At 60.5% G+C, this 22,952-nt stretch carries 19 protein-coding genes; 12 read left to right on the forward strand and 7 right to left on the reverse strand.

The genetic code is table 11. The annotated features are described in order from the left end of the window. The first annotated feature begins 5 nt into the window (after positions 1-5). Positions 6-1,364, forward strand: coding sequence for a DUF1329 domain-containing protein (locus HDC32_RS31185; RefSeq protein WP_131700264.1), 1,359 nt, complete (start codon positions 6-8; stop codon positions 1,362-1,364). Between the two features lie 181 nt (positions 1,365-1,545). Next, complete coding sequence (locus HDC32_RS31190; protein ID WP_184746637.1) at positions 1,546-4,047, forward strand: LuxR C-terminal-related transcriptional regulator; 2,502 nt, start codon at positions 1,546-1,548, stop codon at positions 4,045-4,047. On the opposite strand, the gene HDC32_RS31195 is transcribed toward HDC32_RS31190, so the two are convergent. Further along, a complete protein-coding gene (locus HDC32_RS31195; protein ID WP_145338503.1) occupies positions 4,044-4,916 on the reverse strand; it encodes a helix-turn-helix domain-containing protein in 873 nt (290 codons plus the stop codon). The two genes, HDC32_RS31190 and HDC32_RS31195, sit on opposite strands and share 4 nt — an antisense overlap. Positions 4,917-5,052: 136 nt before the next feature. Here HDC32_RS31195 and HDC32_RS31200 point away from each other — a divergent pair, with 136 nt between their 5' ends. Further along, positions 5,053-5,964: a DMT family transporter gene (locus HDC32_RS31200; RefSeq protein WP_184746638.1), complete on the forward strand. Its 912-nt coding sequence runs from the start codon at positions 5,053-5,055 to the stop codon at positions 5,962-5,964. Positions 5,965-6,029: 65 nt separating this feature from the next. Here HDC32_RS31200 and norR read toward each other — a convergent pair whose 3' ends face one another. Next, positions 6,030-7,574, reverse strand: a complete 1,545-nt coding sequence (gene norR / locus HDC32_RS31205; RefSeq protein ID WP_184746639.1) for a nitric oxide reductase transcriptional regulator NorR — start codon at positions 7,572-7,574, stop codon at positions 6,030-6,032. 147 nt (positions 7,575-7,721) lie between these two features. Between norR and hmpA the strand changes: the two genes are divergently transcribed. From hmpA to HDC32_RS31250, 9 genes are all read left to right on the forward strand, one after another. Then, positions 7,722-8,903: an NO-inducible flavohemoprotein gene (gene hmpA / locus HDC32_RS31210; protein WP_131700269.1), complete on the forward strand. Its 1,182-nt coding sequence runs from the start codon at positions 7,722-7,724 to the stop codon at positions 8,901-8,903. Between the two features lie 150 nt (positions 8,904-9,053). Further along, the gene (locus HDC32_RS31215) at positions 9,054-9,560 is read left to right on the forward strand and encodes a disulfide bond formation protein B (protein ID WP_131700270.1); all 507 of its coding nucleotides are present in this window, start codon (positions 9,054-9,056) and stop codon (positions 9,558-9,560) included. A 791-nt stretch (positions 9,561-10,351) separates the two neighbouring features. Beyond that, positions 10,352-11,293: a ubiquinol oxidase subunit II gene (gene cyoA, locus HDC32_RS31220; RefSeq protein WP_027607622.1), complete on the forward strand. Its 942-nt coding sequence runs from the start codon at positions 10,352-10,354 to the stop codon at positions 11,291-11,293. 3 nt (positions 11,294-11,296) lie between these two features. Next, positions 11,297-13,315: a cytochrome o ubiquinol oxidase subunit I gene (gene cyoB, locus HDC32_RS31225; RefSeq protein ID WP_167656676.1), complete on the forward strand. Its 2,019-nt coding sequence runs from the start codon at positions 11,297-11,299 to the stop codon at positions 13,313-13,315. Between the two features lie 3 nt (positions 13,316-13,318). Then, positions 13,319-13,945 (forward strand): cytochrome o ubiquinol oxidase subunit III, encoded by a 627-nt coding sequence (locus HDC32_RS31230; protein WP_010206435.1) that lies wholly within the window; start codon positions 13,319-13,321, stop codon positions 13,943-13,945. Continuing rightward, positions 13,945-14,286, forward strand: a complete 342-nt coding sequence (gene cyoD / locus HDC32_RS31235; protein WP_065925996.1) for a cytochrome o ubiquinol oxidase subunit IV — start codon at positions 13,945-13,947, stop codon at positions 14,284-14,286. Before HDC32_RS31230 ends, cyoD begins: the two co-directional genes overlap by 1 nt. 11 nt (positions 14,287-14,297) lie before the next feature. Further along, positions 14,298-15,185 carry a heme o synthase gene (cyoE, locus tag HDC32_RS31240; protein WP_027607620.1) on the forward strand — a complete coding sequence of 296 codons (888 nt, stop codon included), beginning with the start codon at positions 14,298-14,300 and terminating at the stop codon, positions 15,183-15,185. A 103-nt stretch (positions 15,186-15,288) separates the two neighbouring features. Further along, entirely contained in the window at positions 15,289-15,987 is a 699-nt protein-coding gene (gene queC, locus HDC32_RS31245; RefSeq protein WP_145338499.1) for a 7-cyano-7-deazaguanine synthase QueC, read from the forward strand. Positions 15,988-16,142: 155 nt separating this feature from the next. Beyond that, positions 16,143-17,225, forward strand: a complete 1,083-nt coding sequence (locus HDC32_RS31250; protein ID WP_184746640.1) for a pyridoxal phosphate-dependent aminotransferase — start codon at positions 16,143-16,145, stop codon at positions 17,223-17,225. Between the two features lie 48 nt (positions 17,226-17,273). On the opposite strand, the gene HDC32_RS31255 is transcribed toward HDC32_RS31250, so the two are convergent. The 5 genes from HDC32_RS31255 to HDC32_RS31275 all read right to left on the reverse strand — a co-directional run bounded on the left by HDC32_RS31255 (position 17,274) and on the right by HDC32_RS31275 (position 22,890). After that, positions 17,274-17,990, reverse strand: a complete 717-nt coding sequence (locus HDC32_RS31255) for a hypothetical protein (RefSeq protein ID WP_131700276.1) — start codon at positions 17,988-17,990, stop codon at positions 17,274-17,276. Positions 17,991-18,120: 130 nt separating this feature from the next. Continuing rightward, the gene (locus HDC32_RS31260; protein ID WP_131700277.1) at positions 18,121-19,371 is read right to left on the reverse strand and encodes an aspartate aminotransferase family protein; all 1,251 of its coding nucleotides are present in this window, start codon (positions 19,369-19,371) and stop codon (positions 18,121-18,123) included. A gap of 149 nt (positions 19,372-19,520) precedes the next feature. Then, positions 19,521-20,534, reverse strand: coding sequence for a diguanylate cyclase domain-containing protein (locus HDC32_RS31265; protein ID WP_184746641.1), 1,014 nt, complete (start codon positions 20,532-20,534; stop codon positions 19,521-19,523). A gap of 136 nt (positions 20,535-20,670) precedes the next feature. Next, the gene (locus tag HDC32_RS31270) at positions 20,671-22,569 is read right to left on the reverse strand and encodes an alkaline phosphatase D family protein (RefSeq protein WP_184746642.1); all 1,899 of its coding nucleotides are present in this window, start codon (positions 22,567-22,569) and stop codon (positions 20,671-20,673) included. Between the two features lie 120 nt (positions 22,570-22,689). Continuing rightward, a complete protein-coding gene (locus HDC32_RS31275) occupies positions 22,690-22,890 on the reverse strand; it encodes a hypothetical protein (protein WP_131700280.1) in 201 nt (66 codons plus the stop codon). Positions 22,891-22,952: the final 62 nt, after the last annotated feature.

Genomic DNA, 22,952 nt, shown 5'->3' on the forward strand with positions numbered 1-22,952 from the left:
AATCCATGCGTAAGACAATTGCAGTGTTGGCCCTCAGCCTGTTGGCCTCCCACGTGATGGCGGCGGTGTCGCCGGAAGAGGCGGCCAAGCTGGGCACTACTCTGACCCCGGTCGGCGCTGAAAAGGCTGGCAACGCCGATGGCTCGATCCCGGCGTGGACCGGTGGCATCCCGAAAAACGCCGGCGCGGTGGACAGCAAGGGCTTCCTCGCCGACCCGTTCGCCAGTGAAAAACCGCTGTTCGTGATCACCGCGGCCACCGTCGACAAGTACAAAGACAAACTCTCCGACGGCCAGGTGGCGATGTTCAAGCGTTACCCCGAGACCTACAAGATCCCGGTCTACCCGAGCCACCGTACGGTCAACCTGCCACCGGATATCTACGAGTCGATCAAGCGCAGCGCGCTGAACGTCAAGGCGATCAACGACGGTAACGGCCTGGAAAACTTCACCGGTAACCGTTACTACGCCTTCCCGATTCCGAAGAATGGCGTGGAGGTGCTGTGGAACCACATCACCCGTTATCACGGCGGCAACCTGCGCCGCATCATTACCCAGGCCACCCCGCAGACCAATGGCAGCTACACGCCGATCCGCTTCGAGGAGGAAGTGGCGGTGCCTCAGGCGATTCCCGATATCGACCAGGCCAAGGCGGCCAACGTGCTGAGCTATTTCAAGCAATCGGTGACCGCCCCGGCGCGCCTGGCGGGTAACGTGCTGCTGGTGCACGAGACCCTCGACCAGGTGAAGGAACCGCGCCTGGCCTGGATCTACAACGCCGGCCAGCGCCGCGTGCGCCGCGCGCCGCAAGTGTCCTATGACGGCCCGGGCACCGCGTCCGACGGCCTGCGCACCACCGACAACTTCGACATGTTCTCCGGCGCCCCCGACCGCTATGACTGGAAGCTGGTGGGCAAGAAAGAGATGTACATCCCCTACAACAGCTACAAGCTCGATTCGCCGTCGCTCAAATACGACGACATCATCAAGGCCGGTCACATCAACCAGGACCTGACCCGTTACGAACTGCACCGCGTGTGGGAAGTGATCGGCACGGTCAAGCCAAGCGAGCGGCACATCTACGCCAAGCGCCATATGTACATCGACGAAGACAGCTGGCAAGTCGCGCTGGTGGATCACTACGACGGTCGTGGCCAACTGTGGCGCGTCGCCGAAGGTCATTCGCAGTTCTACTACGACCACCAGGTGCCGGCCTACACCGTCGAGACCTTGTACGACATTATTGCCGGGCGCTATATCGCACTGGGCATGAAGAACGAGGAGAAGAGCAGCTTCGTGTTCGGCTTTGCGGCCAAGGCAGCGGACTACACCCCGGCGGCGTTGAGGGCTGAAGGCGTACGCTGATCCCAATATGAAATGCAGTCAAATGTGGGAGGGGGCTTGCCCCCTCCCACAGTGGGTTTTGTACACATGGGGTTTTGTGCATGGCCTTCAATCACCCTGCTGAATACTTCTTCAACAACCACCCGCCACAGGACTAGGGTAAGCACCAGGTTGCATAACAATAAAAAAGCAGGATGCAGCAATGACTGCCATGACACGCTGCCTGGACCGTCCTGGATTCATTCCCCGGCTGTCCGCTCACCATCTGCTGCGCCCCCGCCTGGCCGAGCCCTTGCTGACGGCCCCGGCCAGGGTCAAATTACTCTGCGCCCCCGGCGGCAGTGGCAAGAGCGCGCTGCTCGCCGAATGTGCGTTGCAGGCGCCTGCGGGTTGCCAGGTGTACTGGTTGCCGCTTAATGGCGCGACCCTCAGCCCCCTCGACCTGTGCCTGCGGCTCGCGCAAAACCTGGGCCTGACGTTTACCGATGAAACCACCTTGCTGCTCGACCTCAGCCGCTGGCAGGCCTCGGCATGGCTGTTCCTCGATGATTTTTGCCGCTTGCCAACGCCCGACACCGACGCCTTGCTCGACCGTCTGCTCACCGCCAGTAGCCCGGCCCTGACTTGGTGGCTGGGCGCGCGGCGGCGACCGGCGTGCAACTGGCCGCGCCTGCTGCTCGACGATGAGTTGCTCGAATGTGGCGCAGAACTGGCCTTCAACCCTGCGGAAATCCAGCAACTGCTCAGCCATGCGCCCGCGCATTCGGTCGACAGCGTGCTGCAGTTCAGCGCCGGCTGGTGCGCGGGTGTGCGCATCGCGCTGCTGGGCGATGGGCACCCCGACAAGACCTTGCTCGACTACCTGCAACACGAGCTGTTCAGCACACTGCCGCCGGAACTGGCGGAGGCCTGGCGCGTACTGGCGCATCTGCCGCGCTTCAACACCGGCCTGTGCGAGCACTTGTTCGGCGCGGGTGACGGTGACCAGTACCTGAGGGATTTGCAGGTGCTCGGCGCCTTTATCCAACCGTGGGAAGACACCGGCTGGCTGCAGGTTTTTCCGCCCCTGGCGCGCCTGATGCAGGACGAGCCCTGGCCGGCCAAACGCTCCTGGCATCGGCGCGCCTGCCAATGGTTCTGCGCCGAACAGGACTGGCAGGCCGCCTTCGAACAGGCGCTGCTGGCCGAAGAATATGAAATGGCGGTGAGCCTGTTGCAGCACTTCAGCTTCGAGGACCTGTTCCGCCAGCAGAATGCCGTCTTGCTGTTGCACCTGCATGAGCAGCATGGCGATGAATTGATGCTCGGCTCGGCGCAACTGGTGGGGCTGGTGACGGCGGCGTTGCTGTTTGCCGGGCGCTTCGAACAGGCGGCGGTGTGCATCGATCAACTGGCCCGGTTTGCCCCGCAACCGACGGCGGCGCAACAGCGGTATTTATTGGCGCGCTGGCAGGCGCAATGGGGCTGGTTGCTGCACCTGGGCGGCGATGCCGAGGGCTCGCGCCTGCATTTTCTTGAGGCGCTGCAAGCCTTGCCCGACAGCGCGTGGACCTCGCGGCTGATGTGCCTGTCGGGCCTGACCCAGCAAGCCTTGTTGCGCGGCGAACTGGACGTGGCCCAAGGCCTGAACCGTGAAGCGCTGTGCCTGGCGCGCGCCCATGGTTCGTTACTGTTGGAGGCGCTGCTTGAGCTGGATCACGCTCAATTGCTGGAACAGCGCGGTGCACCGTACAGGGCTCAGAGCCTGCTGGAAAATGTACAAGCCATATTGCTTGAACAGCGGCTCAAGGCCGGTCCCTTGGTGGGGCGTATTGCCTTGCGACGCGGGCACCTGGCCTTGCGCCAAGGCCAGGACAGCCTGGCGGCCGAGTGTTTCGACACGGGCTTGAAGATGTGCCTGCACAGCCAGGACAAGCGCGTGCTCTACGGCTTTCTCGGCCTGGCGCTGTTGGCTGCCAACCGTGGCGATTACGCCCAGGCCTTTATCCAGTTGCGTGAGGCCGAGCGGCTGATGCAGCAACGCCAGGTTCCGGACACGGTGTACCGCGCGGTGCTGCTGTTGGTCAGCGGGCACTTCTGGTTGCAGCAGGGGCGCGCCGAATTGACCGTGGAAGCGGTGCGCCGCGTGCTGCGTCACTTTCGTGGGCCGCAGGCCAAGCAAGCACCGCCGGCCACCCTGGAACTGATCCCGCGTCTTGAATACCTGTTGGTGCTGGCGGAGGTGAAACTGGGCTGCGCCGATCAACCGGTGGAACGGCTCAACGCCTTGCTGCAAGCCACCCATCAGCGCGGCATGCTTTGCCTGGAAATCGAACTGCACCTGGTGCTGGGCGAAGTCGCCTGGCAGCTGGGGGATCCGGCCTCGGCGCGCCGCTCGCTGCAAGCCGGCCTGGAACTGGCCGGGCGTTGCCAGGTGCAACAAGCGATTCGCGAACTGCGTTTGCGTGCGCCGGGATTGCTGAGTGAGCTGGGCCTGGAACCTCAGGCATCAACCCCCGGCACGGTGGAAAACCCCTTGAGCCAGCGCGAACTGGAAGTGCTGCAACTGATCGCCCTAGGCAGTTCCAACCTCGAGATCGCCGACCGCCTGTTTATCTCCCTGCACACCGTCAAGACCCACGCGCGGCGCATTCACAGCAAACTCGGTGTAGAGCGGCGCACCCAGGCGGTGGCCAAGGCCAAGACCTTGGGCTTGATGGTTTAGATGAACGCCTGACGGTATTCGCCGGGCGTGGCGCCCGTGGCCTGGCGGAAGCGATGGGTAAAGTGGCTGGCGCTGGAAAAACCGCACAGCAAGGCAATCTCGCCCAACGGCAGGGCGCCGCCACGCAGCAGGTTTTGCGCGCGGGTCAGCCGGCGCGCCAGCAGGTACTGATGGGGCGGCAGGCCGAAACTCTGGCGAAACATCCGTGCGAAGTGGTACTCCGACAACGTACATAACCCAGCCAGTTGCCCAAGGCTGATGGGGTCTTCCAGGTGCTGGTCGATGTAGTCCACCAGCAACCGTCGTTGGTAGGCGGCGAGCCCGCCTTTTAAACGCAGGCCTTCGCGGGCGCCCACCTGGCTGAGCAGGGTGTGGCTGAGCATTTCATGGGCGAGGCTGCTGGTGAGCAGGCGTTCGGCGGGCTCGTGCCAGTTGAGGGCGATCAACTGGTGGAAGCGTCGGGCCAGGCGCTGGTCTTCCAGGAAGGTACTTTCCCGCAGTTCCAGCGTGCGCGGTTCGCGGTCAAGCAGGGTAACGCAGCCCAGGGCAAATTGTTGCGGGCTGAAATACACGTGGGCCAGGCGGATTTCACCGTTGATCACCCAGGCCGATTGGTGCTCGGCAGGCAGGATGCACAGCTTGTCCGGGCCACCCTTGGTGCCCGGTTGGCCCCGCCGAAACGTGCCGGTGCCGCCCCCGACATAGCAGGACAAGGTGTGATGGCTGGGCGCCTGGTAGTCCTGGGAATCATGATGGTTGCTCCACAAGGCCGCGGACAAGCCGTCACCGAGCTCGGCGCAGGCTTCCAGGCGTGCGTTGGGCGAGCGGTTAAGGGCTTGGAAGACTTGCAGGGATTCCAGGTCTGACATGGTGTGTTCTCCGACGCCTTGCATCCTACTCCGCGATACGGACGCTGTGATCCCATCGCCCGACAAAAGCGCAAGATTGTGCAAGAGCCTTGCCCGGGGTGAAGGCGACACTGTGGCTCAATCGATGGAGCCCGCTATGAACCTTTCCCTGTATTTACTCACCGTGCTGATCTGGGGCACCACCTGGATCGCCCTCAAATGGCAGCTGGGCGTGGTGGCGATTCCCGTGTCCATCGTCTACCGCTTCGGCCTGGCGGCCCTGGTGTTGTTTGCGTTGCTGCTGATCAGTCGCAAGTTGCAGGTGATGAACCGGCGCGGGCACCTCATCTGCCTAGCCCAGGGGCTGTGCCTGTTTTGCGTCAACTTCATGTGCTTTCTCACGGCCAGCCAGTGGATCCCCAGCGGCCTGGTGGCGGTGGTCTTTTCCACGGCCACGCTGTGGAACGCGCTGAACGCCCGGGTGTTTTTCGGCCAGCGGGTGGCGCGCACGGTGTTGATGGGCGGCGGCCTCGGGTTGGCGGGCTTGGGCTTGCTGTTCTGGCCGGAACTGGTGGGGCACACCGCCAGCCCGCAGACCTTGCTGGGGTTGGGGTTGGCGTTGCTGGGGACGATGTGTTTCTCGGCGGGCAATATGCTGTCGAGTCTGCAGCAGAAGGCTGGCCTGAGGCCGCTGACCACCAATGCCTGGGGCATGTTGTATGGATCCTTGATGCTGGCGACCTACTGCGTGGTGCGGGGCATTCCGTTTGAGATGGACTGGAGCGCACGGTACATCGGTGCGCTGTGGTACCTGGTTATTCCGGGGTCGGTGATTGGGTTTACCGCTTACCTGACGTTGGTAGGGCGCATGGGGCCGGAGCGTGCGGCGTATTGCACGGTGCTGTTCCCGGTGGTGGCGCTGAATGTGTCGGCGTTTGCCGAAGGCTACCAGTGGACCGCGCCGGCGTTGGCGGGGTTGGTGCTGGTGATGCTGGGGAATGTGTTGGTGTTTCGTAAGCCTAAGGTGGCTCAGCCGGTGAATCCGATCCTTCAGGCAAAGCAGGTCTAGTGTGGGAGGGGGCAAGCCCCCTCCCATATTTCCTGCATTTCTCACATTTGACTGAGTTGGCCTTGCTATCTCATACCGAGGCGCTTGGCCATTCGGCCCAGGTTGGCGCGGTCCAGGCCCAGTTCGCGGGCGGCGCCGGCCCAGTTGTGCTGGTGGCGCTCCAGGCAGGCGTTGATCACTTGGCGCTGGTAGTGCTCGGTGGCCTGGCGCAGGTCACCGGTGACGGCAAGGGCGGCTTCTGTCGGTGCTTCGATCACCGGCGCGCTGACATCGGGCAAGTCCAGGTCCTGGGCACTCAGGCTCAGAATCTTTGGACGCTCGCGACAGTTACCCAGTGCCTTCAGCGCACTGCGCCCGATCAAATGTTCCAGCTCCCGCACATTGCCCGGCCAGTTATAGGCCAGCAGCGCCGCTTGGGCATCGCTGGTCAGGCGCAGGCTGCCCAGGCCCATGCGTGAGCGGTTCTGCTCCAGGAAGAAGCCGGCCAGCAGCAACACATCACGCCCGCGCTCGCGCAGGGCCGGCACTTGCAGCGGGTACACGCTCAGGCGATGGTAGAAGTCGGCGCGGTAGCGGCCGTTGCGCACCTCGTCGGCGAGGTCGCGGTTGGTGGCGGCGATCAGGCGCACGTCCACCTGATGTTCCTTATCCGAGCCCAGGCGCTGCAATTGGCCACTTTGCAGCACCCGCAGCAGCTTGGCCTGCACGCTCAGCGACAGCTCGCCCACTTCATCCAGAAACAACGTGCCGCCATTCGCCAGCTCGAACTTGCCGCGCCGTTCATTCAGCGCGCCCGTAAAGGCGCCGCGTACATGGCCGAACAACTCGCTTTCCACCAGGGTTTCCGGCAGGGCCGCACAGTTGAGGCTGATCAAGGGTTTATCTGCCCGGGACGACGCCGCGTGAATGGCCTGGGCCACCAGTTCCTTGCCCACCCCGGTTTCGCCGGTGATCAGCACCGTGAGGTCGCTGCCACCCACCAGCTTGATTTCATCCACCAGGCGCTTGTGGGTTTTACTCTGGCCGATCATTTCCTTGTGCTGCTGGCCGCTGGCCTGGCGGTAGATCTCGGCGCGCTGGTGTTCGTCTTCGGCCCGCAACGCCAAGCGTTCGATACGTTCGGCCACGTTGACGGTGGCGGCGGCGAGGCTGGCGAAGGCTTGCAAGGCTTCCAGTTCCACGCGTTCGAAGCGCTCGGTATCGAGGGCATCCAGGGTCAGCAGGCCCCAGGGCTGGTCTTCGACGAACAGTGGGCAGCCCATGCAGTCGTGCACTTGCAGATGACCGTGCAAGCCATCGACCAGGCCGTCGTAGGGATCGGGCAATTCGCTGTCACTGTCAAAGCGTGTGGGCCCGGGGCTGCTGAGCAGCACGGCGAAGCGCGGGTGTTCGCTGACCTTGAAGCGGCGGCCCAGAGTGTCTGCACTCAGGCCATCCACCGCCAGCGGTACCAGCGATTCGCCGTCCAGGCGCAACAGTGCGGCCGCATCACACGGCAATAGGGCGCGCATGGCTTGCAGCAGGCGTCGATAGCGTTCGCCTTCGGGCAGTTCCCGTGACAGGTCGGCGACCAGCGGCAGCAGGGTGGTGAGCAGCGAGTGTGCAGTCATAATGACTCCTTGTAGTCCTTATGACTATAAAGTGTAGGAGGTCATACTGACTACATATTATTCAAATCGTTGAAATGGAAGGATTTATTAGTTGGCATGAATACTGAGTAGCTAAGGGTAATCAGTAAAGAAGCCCAGGAGGCTCCCATGCTTAGTGCCCAAGACCGTGCCATCGTCAAATCCACCGTGCCCCTGCTGGAAAGCGGCGGCGAAGCGCTGATCACCCATTTCTACCGCATGATGCTCTCCGAGTACCCTGAGGTCCGCCCGCTGTTCAACCAGGCCCACCAGGCCAGCGGTGATCAGCCCCGCGCCCTGGCCAATGGCGTATTGATGTACGCACGGCATATCGACCAGCTCGACCAACTGGGCGACTTGGTGGCGAAGATCATCAACAAGCACGTGGCCCTGCAGATCCTGCCGGAGCATTACCCGATTGTGGGCGCTTGCCTGCTGCGGGCGATTTCCGAGGTGCTGGGCAGCGAGATCGCCACCCCTGAGGTGATGAGTGCCTGGGGCGCCGCGTACGGCCAACTGGCAGACATTCTGATCGGCGCCGAAGCAGCCATCTACGCAGAGAAAGCCCAGGCCCCCGGCGGCTGGCGCGGTGCGCGGGCGTTTACCGTGGTCAAGCGTGTGGAAGAGAGCGCCGAGATTACCTCCTTCTATTTCGCACCGGTGGACAACGGGGCGATCCTCGCTGCCGCGCCGGGCCAATACATCGGCATGAAGCTGGTGCTCGACGGTGAGGAAGTGCGCCGCAACTATTCATTGTCGGCGTTGAGTGATGCGGGTCAGTACCGCATCAGCGTCAAGCGCGAGGCCGGCGGGCGGGTTTCCAACTACCTGCATGACCAGTTGCAGGTCGGTGCGACGATTGACCTGTTTCCGCCGTCGGGCGAGTTCACTCTGGCGGCCAGCGATAAACCGTTGGTGCTGATCAGCGGCGGGGTAGGGATCACCCCAACCTTGCCGATGCTGGAAGCGGCACTGGCCACCGAGCGTCCGGTGCACTTTATCCACTGCGCGCGCAATGGCGGGGTGCATGCGTTCCGTGATTGGGTGGATGCACTGGCGGCCAAGCACCCGCAGCTCAAGCGCTTCTATTGCTATGCCGAGGATGACGGCGTGAGCCCGGCGGCGGATACAGTCGGCCTGCTGAGCCAGGAGCAACTGGCGGCGTGGTTGCCGGAGCAACGTGACCTGGACGCGTACTTCCTCGGCCCTAAAGGTTTCATGGCGGTGATCAAGCGCCACCTCAAGGCCCTCGGTGTACCGGAAAAACAAAGCCGCTACGAATTCTTCGGCCCGGCTGCGGCGTTGGAGTAACACGGTCAAAAATGTGGGAGTGGGCTTGCCCCCTCCCACATTTGGATCTCTGTTCTTCCCGATTAATCCCCTGTTAACCCCTCTCTGTTTAAACCACTCTCTGTGTGTAAACTTGCGGCCATTGGCACAACCAAACAAAGGGATACGGGGATGAGTGACGAATTGCGTTTAGGCAGGGAGCGGCGCTTTCTGGTGTTGCTGGGCATTATCTGCCTGGCACTGATCGGTGGTGCGTTGTACATGCAGGTGGTGTTGGGCGAGGCGCCGTGCCCGTTGTGCATCCTGCAGCGCTACGCCTTGCTGCTGATTGCGATCTTTGCGTTCATTGGCGCGGCCATGCGCAGCAAAGGTGCTATCACGCTGTTCGAAGGCCTGGTGGTACTCAGCGCCCTCGGTGGGGTGGCCGCAGCCGGCCACCATGTGTACACCCAGTTCTTCCCGCAGGTCAGCTGCGGCATCGATGTGCTGCAACCTATCGTCGACGACCTGCCCCTGGCCAAGGTCTTCCCGCTGGGCTTCCAGGTCGACGGTTTCTGCAGCACCCCATACCCGCCGGTACTCGGCTTGTCCCTGGCGCAATGGGCGCTGGTGGCGTTCGTGCTGACGGTCATCCTGGTGCCCCTGGGTATCTATCGTAATCGCCAGCGCAAGGCGTGAATCCATCAGCAAAACGCCCCGGCCCTTCTTCAAGGAAGGCCGGGGCGTTTTGCATGTAGGGTTTTGTGAACAGAACGTGACGCCGGACAATTTTGGGTGCGCGCAATGTGCGACATGTTGTCACACGGAAGCCGCCGCAGGACGTTTCTGACCTGCCAAACCAGCGCTTAAATTTGCAAGAAACCTCCAAGATGTGCTGTCAGTTCGTGGTTTGGGTGACAGCGCGTACCTCACGCCGTACAAGGCTTTGAGTGATGTCCGAATGCCTTGTTTTCTGGGGGGTTGGTTAGGTTTTGCAGGCCCTTACGGGGTGTAAGGGCCGTGACGGATTGCCCTATAACACGGCAATTTTTGTGGTTTTTGTTGGGAATCGAACGCGATAAGATCGCGAACCTTTGCAATATTGGTGAAGGATTATTGCTGTAATCGATAAAAATTATTTCTTTATAAGACATGGTTTATACATCGCCAGCTAACTACAATCGCCCGCACTGAATGTCCGGTGCTGCTCAATCTTTGAGCACTGGAGCGGTCGAGGGGCAGATGGACGGCTCTGTGCGACCCCAAGGTTCCGGCAGCCTTTCAACTATCCGCACCAAAGGGAATTGGTCTGTAACAAGGCCTTTAACCACGAAATCGAATAAGAACTCACCGCAGGCTCGTGAAGCGTACCTATATGACGTGACGGGCAGGCTCTTATTCAATCGAAGAGAAATGCCAACCCTTGGCAGGGTGAAGTGTTGGCGATCAAAACCCAACTGCATTGCGCAAGCTGCTTTAGAGGTCGTGAGATGAGTAAAAACAGGTACCCCCGATTACTAGGCTTTTTGCCGCTGCTTGGCATGATGTTAATGCTGGGAGGCTGCAAGTGGACCTTGATGGACCCGAAAGGACAGATCGGTCTGGATCAACGAAACCTGATCATCACTGCCACCCTGCTGATGCTGTTGGTCGTGGTGCCTGTGATCATCATGACCTTCGCCTTCGCCTGGAAATACCGCGCGTCGAACACCAGCGCGACCTACGCGCCGAAGTGGTCGCACTCCACCAAGATTGAAATCGCGGTGTGGCTGGTTCCGATCCTCATCATCATCGCCCTGGGTTACATCACCTATAAGTCGACCCACGAGCTGGACCCGTACCGTCCGCTGGAGTCCGACGTCAAGCCGATCAACATCGAAGTGGTCGCGCTGGACTGGAAGTGGCTGTTCATCTACCCGGACCTGGGTATCGCCACGGTTAACCAGATCCGTTTCCCGGAAAACACCCCGCTTAACTTCCGGATCACCTCCGACGCCGTGATGAACTCGTTCTTCATCCCAGCCCTGGGCGGTCAGATCTACGCGATGGCCGGCATGCAGACACGCCTGCACCTGATCGCCAACGAAAAAGCTGAAATGGAAGGCATCTCCGCGAACTACAGCGGCGCTGGCTTCACCGGCATGAAATTCAAAGCGATCTCGACGAGCCAGGAAGATTTCAACGCCTGGGTAGCCGAAGTCAAGGCCGCACCTAAACAGCTTGATCAAGCTGAATACGATGCCCTGACCAAACCAAGCCAGAACAACCCAGTCGCCCTGTACTCCGCGTATGAGCCGAACCTGTTTCAGAAAATCGTCGACAAGTACGAAGGTATGAAACCAGGCAAGCCGGTCAAGCACGAGAAGAAAGAAGTGGCCGCGGTTGAAGGTTCTGACACGGGCTCGCATTCAACTGCTGGGGCAGAGGAGTAAACGATGTTTGGTAAATTAAGTTGGGATGCGGTCCCGTTCCACGAGCCGATTGTGATGATTACCATCGCCATGATCGCGCTGGGTGGTCTGGCACTGTTTGCAGCAATCACTTATTTCAAGAAGTGGACCTACCTGTGGACCGAGTGGTTGACGTCGGTCGACCACAAGAAAATCGGCGTGATGTACATCATCGTTGCCATGGTCATGCTGCTGCGCGGTTTTGCCGACGCCATCATGATGCGTACCCAGTTGGCTATGGCCACCGAAGGTTCGCCTGGCTACCTGCCGCCTGAACACTATGACCAGATCTTCACCGCCCACGGTGTGATCATGATCATCTTCATGGCGATGCCTTTCTTCACCGGCCTGATGAACCTTGCGGTGCCGCTGCAGATCGGTGCGCGCGACGTTGCCTACCCGTTCCTGAACTCCCTGAGCTTCTGGCTGCTGGTTTCCGGCGTGGTGCTGATCAACGTGTCCCTGGGCGTCGGCGAATTCGCCAAGACCGGTTGGGTTGCGTATCCGCCATTGTCTGGCTTGCAATACAGCCCTGGCGTGGGTGTGGACTACTACATCTGGGCGCTACAGTTATCAGGACTCGGGACGACGCTGACGGGGGTCAACTTCCTGGCCACCGTCCTGAAAATGCGCGCCCCTGGCATGAAACTGATGGACATGCCGATCTTCACCTGGACCTGCACCTGGGCAAACGTGCTGATCGTGGCTTCGTTCCCGATCCTGGCCGCTACCATGGCGCTGCTGTCGCTTGACCGTTACCTGGATTTCCACATTTTCACCAATGAACTTGGTGGCAATCCAATGATGTACGTGAACCTGTTCTGGGCATGGGGGCACCCTGAGGTGTACATCCTGATCCTGCCGGCGTTCGGTATCTTCTCCGAAGTGATCTCGACCTTTACCGGCAAGCGCCTGTTCGGTCACCACTCGATGGTTTACGCATCGGGCGCAATCTCTGTACTGGGCTTCATGGTGTGGCTGCACCACTTCTTCACCATGGGTTCGGGGGCCAGCGTCAACGCCTTCTTCGGCCTGGCGACGATGCTGATTTCCATCCCGACGGGGGTGAAGCTATTCAACTGGCTGTTCACCATCTACCACGGTCGTCTGCGCATGACCAGCCAGGTCCTGTGGACCCTGGGCTTCATGGTGACCTTCGCTATCGGCGGCATGACCGGTGTACTGCTGGCCATCCCGGGCGCTGACTTCGTGCTGCACAACAGCCTGTTCGTGATCGCTCACTTCCACAACGTGATCATCGGTGGTGCTGTATTCGGCTACATCGCTGGTTTCAGCTTCTACTTCCCGAAAGCGTTCGGCTTCAAGCTGCACGAAGGCTGGGGCAAGGCTGCATTCTGGTTCTGGATCTCGGGCTTCTTCGTCGCGTTCATGCCGCTCTATGCACTGGGCTTCATGGGCATGACCCGTCGTCTGAACGCCACCACCAACCCTGAGTGGGTACCGTACCTGTACGTCGCCATGTTCGGTGCAATCATGATCGCTGTGGGCATCGCCTGCCAGTTGATCCAGCTGTACGTGAGCATCCGTGACCGTAAGCAGAACGCTTGCGAATCCGGCGACCCATGGAATGGCCACACCCTGGAATGGTCGACCTCGTCGCCACCACCGTTCTACAACTTCGCGGTGATCCCGACTGCGAACACCATCGATGCGTTCACCGAAGCCAAGGAAGACGGTACTGCGTACCAGCAACCTAAGCACTACGAACCGATCCACATGCCAAGCAACACCGCCACTGGCGTGGTGATGGGGGCGCTGTTGACCGTGTTCGGTTTCGCGATGATCTGGCACATCTGGTGGCTGGCAATCGTGAGCCTGGTGGGCACCATCGGCTACTTCATTGTCCACGCAGCACGTGATGATCAAGGCTACATGGTGCCGGTCGAAACGATCGAGCGCATCGAAGCCGAGCAGCACGCTCGCCTGGTCGCCGAGAAGAAAATCCCGGCCAACCGTGTAGAAACCTCGTTGGAACAGGCTTAAACCATGTCGAACTTAGTGACCAATGCTGGACACGCCCATGTCGATGACCATGGGCACGATGACCATCACCACGACTCGGGGCCGATGACCGTTTTCGGTTTCTGGCTCTACCTGATGACCGACTGCATCTTGTTTGCGTCGATCTTCGCGGTGTACGCGGTACTGGTAAACAACGTAGCGGGTGGCCCGTCGGGCCACGACATCTTCGAACTGCCTTACGTGCTCGGCGAAACCGCCTTGCTGTTGTTCAGTTCGATCACCTACGGCTTCGCCATGTTGGCCTTCTATAAGGGCAACAAGAAAGGCGTCCTGAGCTGGTTGGCACTGACCTTCCTGTTCGGCCTGGGCTTCATCGGCATGGAGATCAACGAGTTCCACCTGCTGATCTCCGAAGGCTACGGCCCGCACCGTTCCGGCTTCCTGTCGGCGTTCTTCACGCTGGTAGGCACCCACGGTCTGCACGTAACTGCCGGCCTGCTGTGGATGGCGGTGATGATGTATCAGGTCAATAAACACGGCCTGACCAACACCAACAAGACTCGCCTGAGCTGCCTGAGCCTGTTCTGGCACTTCCTGGACGTGGTCTGGATCTGCGTCTTCACCGTTGTTTACCTGATGGGGACTCTGTAATGGCTAATGCACACTCCCATGACCATGACAGCCATGATGCGAGCCACGGCAGCGTTAAGTCGTACGCCATCGGCTTCATCCTGTCGGTAATCCTGACGCTCATCCCGTTCGGTCTGGTGATGTACCCGACCCTGCCGAAGTCGATCACTTTGATGATCGTGCTGGCGTTCGCGGTGATTCAGGTTCTGGTTCACCTGGTGTACTTCCTGCACCTGGATCGCTCTAAAGAGCAGCGCGATAACGTGGTTGCGTTCGTGTTCGCAGGCATAGTAATCCTGCTGCTGGTTGGCCTGTCGATATGGATCATGTTCAGCATCCATACGTTCATGATGGCGAAGTGAGGTAAGACCCGATGTCGCTTAAGCACTTTATCCAAATCACCAAACCGGGGATCATTTTCGGTAACGTGCTTTCTGTGGCGGGCGGTTTCTTCCTGGCCTCCAAGGGACATGTCGATCTGGCCATCTTCCTGGCTGCGATGATCGGTACGTCCCTGGTGGTGGCTTCCGGCTGTGTCTTCAACAACTGCATCGACCGTGACATCGACATCAAGATGGAGCGCACCAAGAATCGCGTGCTGGTCCAGGGCCTTATCTCCCTGAAACTGGCGCTGATTTTCGCGACCGTCCTGGGTGTTGCCGGTGTGGCGCTGTTGTACCAGGTGGCCAACCCGCTGGCGGCGTTGTTTGCCGTGATCGGTTTTGTCATCTACGTCGGCCTCTACAGCCTGTACCTCAAGCGCAAGTCGGTTCACGGCACGCTGGTGGGCAGTCTGTCGGGGGCGATGCCGCCGGTGATTGGTTATGTGGCTGTGACCAATAGCTTCGACATGGCTGCGCTGGTGCTGCTGGTGATGTTCAGCCTGTGGCAGATGCCGCATTCCTACGCCATCGCGATCTTCCGCTTCAACGACTACCTGGCTGCTTCGATTCCGGTCCTGCCGGTCAAGCGTGGCATCCAGGTCGCCAAGAAACACATCCTGCTCTACATCCTGGCCTTCCTCGTGGCGACCTTGATGTTGACCTTCAGTGGCTACGCCGGCATGAGCTACCTTGCCGTCGCCGCGGCCATGGGCATGTACTGGTTGTACATGGCCTGGACCGGCTACAAGGCGGTGGACGACACCGTCTGGGCGCGCAAGCTGTTCGTGTTCTCGATCTTCACCATCACCGCGCTCAGCGTGATGATGTCCCTGGATTTCCAAGTACCGAAAGAGCTGTTGCTGACCTACGCACACTGAGTGTTCGAGTAGTAAAAAGGCCCCGCCTTCGAAAGAAGCGCGGGGTTTTTTATTGAGTGAGCTTTAAACTACGACCCAACCCTACCCCGGCAGGAAGCAAGTGATGAGTAAAAAAGCCGTTATGGTGTTCAGTGGCGGTCAGGATTCGACGACCTGTCTGATCCAGGCGCTGCCGCTGTATGACGAAGTGCACTGCATCACCTTCGATTACGGTCAGCGTCATGTGGCGGAAATCGAAGTCGCCCAGCAACTGGCCAAGCAACTGGGGGCCACCGTTCACAAAGTGATGGACGTGTCCCTGCTCAACGAACTGGCGATCAGCAGCCTCACCCGCGACAACATCCCGGTGCCGACCGTGAACAGCTCCGGCGAAAGCCTGCCGAGCACCTTCGTGCCGGGCCGCAATATTCTGTTTTTAACCCTGGCGGCTATCTACGCGTATCAGGTTAAGGCCGAGACGGTGATCACCGGCGTGTGTGAAACCGACTTCTCCGGCTACCCCGATTGCCGTGATGAGTTCGTCAAAGCCTTGAACCAGGCCCTCAAGCTGGGCATGGAGTACGACGTGCGCCTGGAAACCCCGTTGATGTGGCTGAACAAGGCTGAGACCTGGGCACTGGCGGATTACCACCAGCAACTGGACCTGGTCCGCGAGCAGACCCTGACCTGCTACAACGGCGTTATCGGCACCGGCTGTGGCGAATGTGATGCCTGCAACCTGCGTGCACGTGGCTTGAATGACTACCTGCAGAACAAAGCAGCGGTCATGCAGGGCCTGAAGCGGAAGTTACAGCTGAACTAACCCCAATACGTAGCAGGCACCAGAAAAAGCCCCGTCTTCGCAAGTCGTACGGGGCTTTTTCATGGCGGCTCGGTTAAATCATTCGTTCCTTGTCTCGTCATACCCTTCTATACGAGCTGTGCGAATCCATCACCCGCCTACAAGGAGTAGTCACCATGGTCAGCGTTAGTCGTCGGTCCCTTCTCGCCCTGGGCGCCGCCCTGCCTTTGCTCGGGCGCCTGGATTGGGCGGTCGCCGCGCCCGCGCCGGCCAACGCTGACAAGGTACTGCTCAACTACAACGAAAGCCCCTACGGGCCTTCGACGGCGGCCCGCGAAGCGATGCAGCGCGGCATCGCGACAGCCGGGCGGTATCCGTACAAACACATGTACGCCTTGGCCGGCTTGTTTGCCCAGCAGCACGGGATTGCCGAAGAGCAGGTGGCGGTGTTCGCCGGCTCCATGGCCGCACTGCGCTACGCGGTGCTGGCGTTCACCAGCGAAACTCGCGGCCTGGTGATGGCCACGCCGTCCTACGAAGTACCGCGCCAGGCCGCCGAGTCCGGTAAGGCGCCGGTGCGCGAAGTGGGCCTTAATGCCGACCACGCCCATGACGTCCCCGCCATGCTCGCCGCCGATCCCCAGGCGGGGATGCTCTATGTATGCAATCCCAACAATCCGACTGGCACCATCACCTCCACTGAGGCTATTCGCCAGGCGCTGACGAACAAACCCAAGGGCAGCGTATTGGTGGTGGACGAGGCCTACATCGACTTTGCCGACACCCCAAGCGTGGTGAGCTGGGTCAAGGAGCATGACGACCTGTTGGTATTGCGCACCTTCTCGAAAATCTACGGCATGGCCGGCGCCCGTCTGGGCCTGGCGATCGGCCACCCGGCGCTGCTGGTACGGCTGGCGGTGTTCGGCGGTGACAATGTGCCGGCAGGTTCATCCTTGCTCGGCGGACTCGCCAGCCTGGAAGATGTGAAGCTGCTGCCACAACGCAAGGCGCTCAATGCCCAGTTGCGCGATGAAACAATCACCTGGCTCAAGGGCCGTGGCTTCACCTGCACGGCCTCCCAGGCCAACTGCTTCATGATCGACGTGAAGCAACCGGCCGAGCAGGTCATCGAGAAACTTGCCACGCAAGGCGTACTGATCGGGCGGGTGTGGAAAAGCTGGCCGCAGTGGGTGCGCGTGACGGTGGGTAGCAAGCGGGAGATGGAGCGGTTTCGCGAGGTGTTTGCGGCGACGGTCTAGCGCCGATGTGGGAGGGGATTGCTCCCTCCCGCATTCAGTTCAGTGGTATCACTGTTGCGCGATGCTGTAACCCTCAAACGCCGTCTGCTGTTGCAGCGCAGTAATCACGCTCTTGCGGCTCAGCGGCTGCTCAACGCCGGCGTTATCCACAAAGCTTTCAACCTCCAGCTCGGCTTCATCGCCTTCGCCTACAAAGCTGAAACCCAGGAATTCGAACGCCTCACGGTCGACGTTTAACCGCGAGCGTGGCGTGCGCAGCGGCAGGGTGACGCTGATGCCGTCCTTGCTGATCACAAACACTTCGGCTTCTTTCTTGGGGCGAGCAGCCTTGCCTTTGCCGGCGCTTGGGTTGCTGATGGCCTGGTGAGACTGGTTCAGCACTTTGAGGGCCAGCCCGTAGACCAGCTCCTGAAACTGCGGATCATCCTTGAAGCTCGACAGGATGCGGCTGATGGAGAACTTGCTGCTCAGGTCTTCAAGGGCGATGTTGTCAGCGGCTTCGGCGTCCTTGAGCTGCTTGAGCTGGCCCATCAGGTCGTAGGCCTTGTCGTCGTCGAAGGCGTCGTGGGCCTGGCGGATGGCGACGCGCAGTTCGCGGATCTGGTCGCTTTCCTTGGAGGTGTGAAAGGCGTCCAGCACCATCTCGCTGATGATCTTGGCGGCTGGCACATGCTGTGAAAGATTGATGGCGTTTTCGTATTCAGCTTTGGCGTGCAAGGCGACTACGGATTCTTCGGCGGATTGTTCGGTGTAAGAATCGGACATTGAAATTTCACTACTTCAGTAAACGGGAGACAAAAAAGCGTCGCGCATTTTCAGCGGGGAGGGAGGTCAGGTCAAGGCAGCACAATGCCCTTATCGCGGAGCAAGGCTGCCGACCGGCGGAGGCGGGTGGTTAAACCAACTGCTTGAGGCACGCCTGGAGAATATCCAGTCCTTCTTCCATTACCGCAGCCTCAATGGTCAGCGGTGCCAACAGGCGGATGATGTGCCGCGACTTGCCGCTGGGCATCAACAGCAACCCGGCGTCTCGCGCCAGGCTCAGCAATTGGGTCAGTTGCCGGGGCGCGGGCGTGCCGTCGGCGTTGGTCAGTTCGATGCCGCGCATGGCACCGACGCCGGTCAGGCGGCCCAGGTACGGCGACAGGTGCTGCGAACGCCAGGCTTCATAGCGGCCGACGATCGCTGCTTCCTGCCGCGAGCCCCAGGCCTGCAAATGTTCATCGGTCATTGCATCGAGGGTGGCCAGCGCCGCTGCGCAGGCGATGGGGTTGCCGGAGTACGTCCCGCCCAACCCGCCTTTGGGCAGGTTATCCATCAATGCCTTGCGCCCGACCACCGCACCCAGCGGTACGCCGCCGGCGATGCTTTTGCCCAGCAGGATCAAATCCGGTTCGATGCCCAGGCGTGAGAAGGCGAAACGCTGGCCGGTGCGACCGAAGCCGGATTGGATTTCATCGGCAATCAGCAGAATGTTTTTCTCATCGCACAAGCGCCGCAACGCCTGGGCGAACTCGATATCCAAGGCGAGGAAACCGGCTTCGCCCTGCACCGGCTCGATGATGAAACAGGCGACGTCATTGACGTCGATTTCCACGCTGAACAGGCGGTCCATGGCTTTCAGCGCTTCAGCGCAGCTCACGCCGTTATCGGCGCTGGGGTAGGGCAGGTGATACACCGGGCCGGGCAGTACGCCAACCTTTTGTTTGTAGGGCGCCACCTTGCCATTGAGGTTGAGGGTGGCCAGGGTGCGGCCGTGGAAGGCACCGTCAAAGGCGATCACTGCCGTGCGGCCGGTGGCGCCGCGGACGATCTTCAAGGCATTTTCTGCAGCTTCTGCGCCGCTGTTGGTAAGCATGCCGCTGACGGGGTAGTCCACCGGGATAAACCTGGTCAGGCGATCCATCAGTTCGATGTAGGGTGTGTGGGGCGCCGCGTTGAATGCATAGTGGGTCAACTTCGTCGCCTGCTCACTAATCGCCGCCACCACACCCGGGTGGCAATGGCCAAGGTTGAGCACGCCGATCCCGCCGACAAAATCGATATAGCGTTTGCCCGTGGTGTCCCATACCTCGGCGTTCCTGCCATGGCTGAGGCTGATGGGATGAACGATGGAAATCGACTGGCTGATGGTTTCGCGGCTCATGAATCTCGGACTCGGCAGTGGCGGGCGTGTTTTTATCTAAGCCGTGGACCAGGCCCTGCCGCAAACGAAATAAAGTCGCCGGGTCATTCCAAATCGGAAGGAGCTGTTGCCAAAAGCTCGTTTTTGGCAACGTCGTAGCCCCGTCGATGCTACGTCGACACCCCATCCTTGCCCGCCGCCTTCGCGCGATACAGCGCCTGATCGGCACGTGCCATAAGGGCGGCGGGGGACTCATTCATACGGCGCTCGGCCACACCCAGGCTCAGGGTGACGTGGAGGTTGCTGCGCGTCGGAATCTTGCGCATCGTCTGGCAGATGTTTTCGGCCAGTGCCGTGGCGGTTTCCAGCGAGCTTTTGGGCAGCACCACCATGAACTCATCGCCTCCCCAGCGGGCCAGCAGGTCGCCTTGGCGAAGGCAGCTTTCCAGGCATTCCACTACCTGCAAAAGGGTTTGGTCGCCCACGCCGTGACCATGCTGGTCATTGATCGGCTTGAAGTCATCGATATCCATCGCGATCAATGCCAGTGGCAGGCGAAAACGCTGGGCGCGGTCGCACTCTTCCAACAGGACTTTTTCCAGGCGGTAGCGGTTGGCAACGAGGGTCAATGCATCCCGTTCGGCCAGGGAGCGGTTTTCGTCCAACTGCAATTGCAACTGCTGATTGACCCGTGACAACTCGCGCGTGCGCTCGGCCACCAGCGCCTCAAGGGATTGGTTGCGCCGCTCCAACTGTTCGACGGAGCACTTGCGTGTATGAATATCGCGATGGGCGCCCACCATCCGCGCCACCGAGCCGTCGGGGTTGCGCGCAATCACGTAGCCCCGGTCTTCGATCCACAGGTAACTGCCATCTTTTTTGCGGCAACGGTATTCGATTTGATAATGGGGGGCGCGACGGTTGATGTAGTCATCGAACAGCGTCATCACCTGGGGATAATCTTCCGGGTGGATGACGTTCTCCCAGGTGAACACGCTGTTTTCCAGGGAGTGGCGGGGGTAGCCCAGCATTTCGTACCAGCCTGGGTTGCGGTAGACGAACCCGGTATTGGCGTTCCAGTCCCAGATTCCGTCGCTGACCAGCTCCAGCACGGTATGCAGCATGTCGGCGTTGAGGTGAGAGAAATCACTCTTCAGGTTGCCGTCGTCGGAGGTATCGTCCATCTGCGCGCTCCTTGCATGGGCTGGCGTCCAGGGCCAGCCATATTGATGCCGATACTCCGTGGCTGGGGCTACTGTACAACGGGGCTTGTGCGCTTTGAATAGGGCGGATGGCCGGTTATAGAGGGGTGGCAATAGGCTATTGTTTCGGCGCCATCATCCTCGTCCGAGCTTTCCCATCCGCGTTGTGCTGGTAAATCGTTTCCGGCTGGCCGTGTTCATTGAAAAACACCTGGCCAATCCCCGCCGAATTCCATAGCCGCTCACCCGCTTCGGCATGCTCCGGAATATGCGGTACTACCTGCATGGTGCGGCGGCGAGTGAACCAGTTGAGCGGCGACCGCGGTGAGTACAGCCAGCGGTTGAGGCGGTCGAACCATTCCAGCAATCGCGCTGGGAATTCATTCTTGATGCCGCTGCTGGTGATCTGCCAGATCCTGGGGCCGGCGTTGCGATGGCGGATCAGCACTTCATAGACGAACGAGTAGTGCACGTCGCCCGAGAGGATCACGTAGTTACCAGGTGTACGCGAGTGTCGGAAGATGTTGAGGATCACCTGGGCCGCGCCGCGATGGGCCATCCAGTTTTCCGCGTCCACCAGCAAGGGGTGGCCGCACCAACTGAAGATTTTCTGCACGGTCTCGATCAGCTTGACGCCAAAGATCGGCGCGGGGGAGACGATGATGGCCGAGGGGTGGTCGAGCAGTTCCTGTTGCAGTTCGCTCAAGGCTTCCCAGTCCAGCAGGCCGGACGGTTGCTTTAGGGTGAATTCGCTGCGCCAGCGCCGGGTGCGGGTGTCGAGCACCACCATGGCCGGGGTGGTGGGCAGCACATAGTGCCACTGCTGGAACTTCAGCAGCGCCGCGAGTAAATCATCCTGTGCCTGGGCGTCCAGGTGATTGTTCTGCGCCTGGGTGGCCAGTGCCTGGGTGTGGCCCACCAACTCATCAAAGGCGTCCGGGTTATTACCCCAACCCTGGCACAACAGGTACGCAAGCAGGGCGTTACCGATGATGCGTGTGGAGAACGGATGGCCGTAGGCGGTTTCTTCCCATTGCGCGCTGAGGTTCCAGTCGTCGGTAATGTCGTGATCGTCGAAGATCATCAACGTGGACAGATGGGCGAATACCCGCGCTACGCCCGGCAAGCCATCGCGAAATTTATCCACCTGCACCTGTTCGCGGGCATAGCGCGCAGCTTCATCGGCGTTCAGTTGCGGTGGCTGTAGGGTGATCAGTGACCAGGGGGTAGGTGACCACACCAGCAGGTACATCGCCATGACCTCGGCGAAGGTCACCAGGTGATTGTCGGCGGTACTGCTGGTGAAAATCGGCTTTTTCACGCCACCAAAAAAACGTTCGCGCAGGGTCTCATTGCTGTCCAGCGCAGGTAGCAGATCCGCGCGGTTGTAGTAGCTGGCGTGATGCCCGTAGAGGCTGGCGCTGTCGTCTACCACGGCGCCTTCCAGGTATTCATCGAACAGGTCCAGACGCGCAATCAGCCCATGGATCGCCCGCAACATCGGGCCGGCGACATCGTCGGCGTACACCTGGTCGCCGCTCATCATCAGCAAGGCTGGGCGGTCGGCTGGGGTCTGTGCATCGGCCAGCAGGCGATCGAGGCAGAGCAGGCCTTCGTCGGCCTTGTGGTGAGGTTTACGGCACGAGCCGTGTACCAACTGATGGATATGGCTGTGCAGTACGAAACTTGGGCATCGCGTGTCGGCGTACAGCAGGTGCGGTGCCCACTCGGCAATGCCGGCATCGTCGACCAGCAGGTCATAGTTGATGACCACGTCCTGTGGCAGCGCCTCGTCCAACCGTACATCAATCAGATGGATAAACGCCTGGCGCCCCACTGGCACGATCTGGCACTGGTCCTGGCCCAGGGGTATTTCCAGGCTCCGTTCGGCACAGTGCAGCTTCAGGGTCAGGGGCAATGCGCGGCTTCCCACCAGCCACAGCACCAGGCGCCGGGGTTCCAGGCGCCGCAGCAGAGGTCCGGCGAGTACGGCAGGCAAGGTGTCTGGGTGTGGCATGCAGTAAAAGGCTCCGGCCAGGGTTGAACCGGCAAGGTTAGCGCAACGGATGTCAGTGTTTTGTTAAGGCGGGGCGGTCAGTAAAGAAGAAGGGCAGTGTGCTGCCCTTCTTCCTACGGTTTAGAGCAGGTTTCCTCTGCCCAGGCTGTCCAGGCCGCCACTTCCGGTTCGGCGGTTGCGCGCCGAACCGTCGGCTTCTTGAGGCTCCAGTTGCGACTGAGGTGCTTCGATGCTGCGCTTCTTGCGTTGGAGGGTTGCATCATCCTGCGGCGCAGTGGGGTATTGAGGGGGGAGTTGTACGGCGTTGATGGAGCTGATCATGGACGTGTCCTTCTCTCTATTAGTCGTGGGTTACTTCGCCCCTTGGCGCGAAGTGGCGCCAA

It is taken from the genome of Pseudomonas sp. JAI120, from assembly GCF_014207255.1.
In the GTDB taxonomy this organism is placed as follows: Bacteria; Pseudomonadota; Gammaproteobacteria; order Pseudomonadales; family Pseudomonadaceae; genus Aquipseudomonas.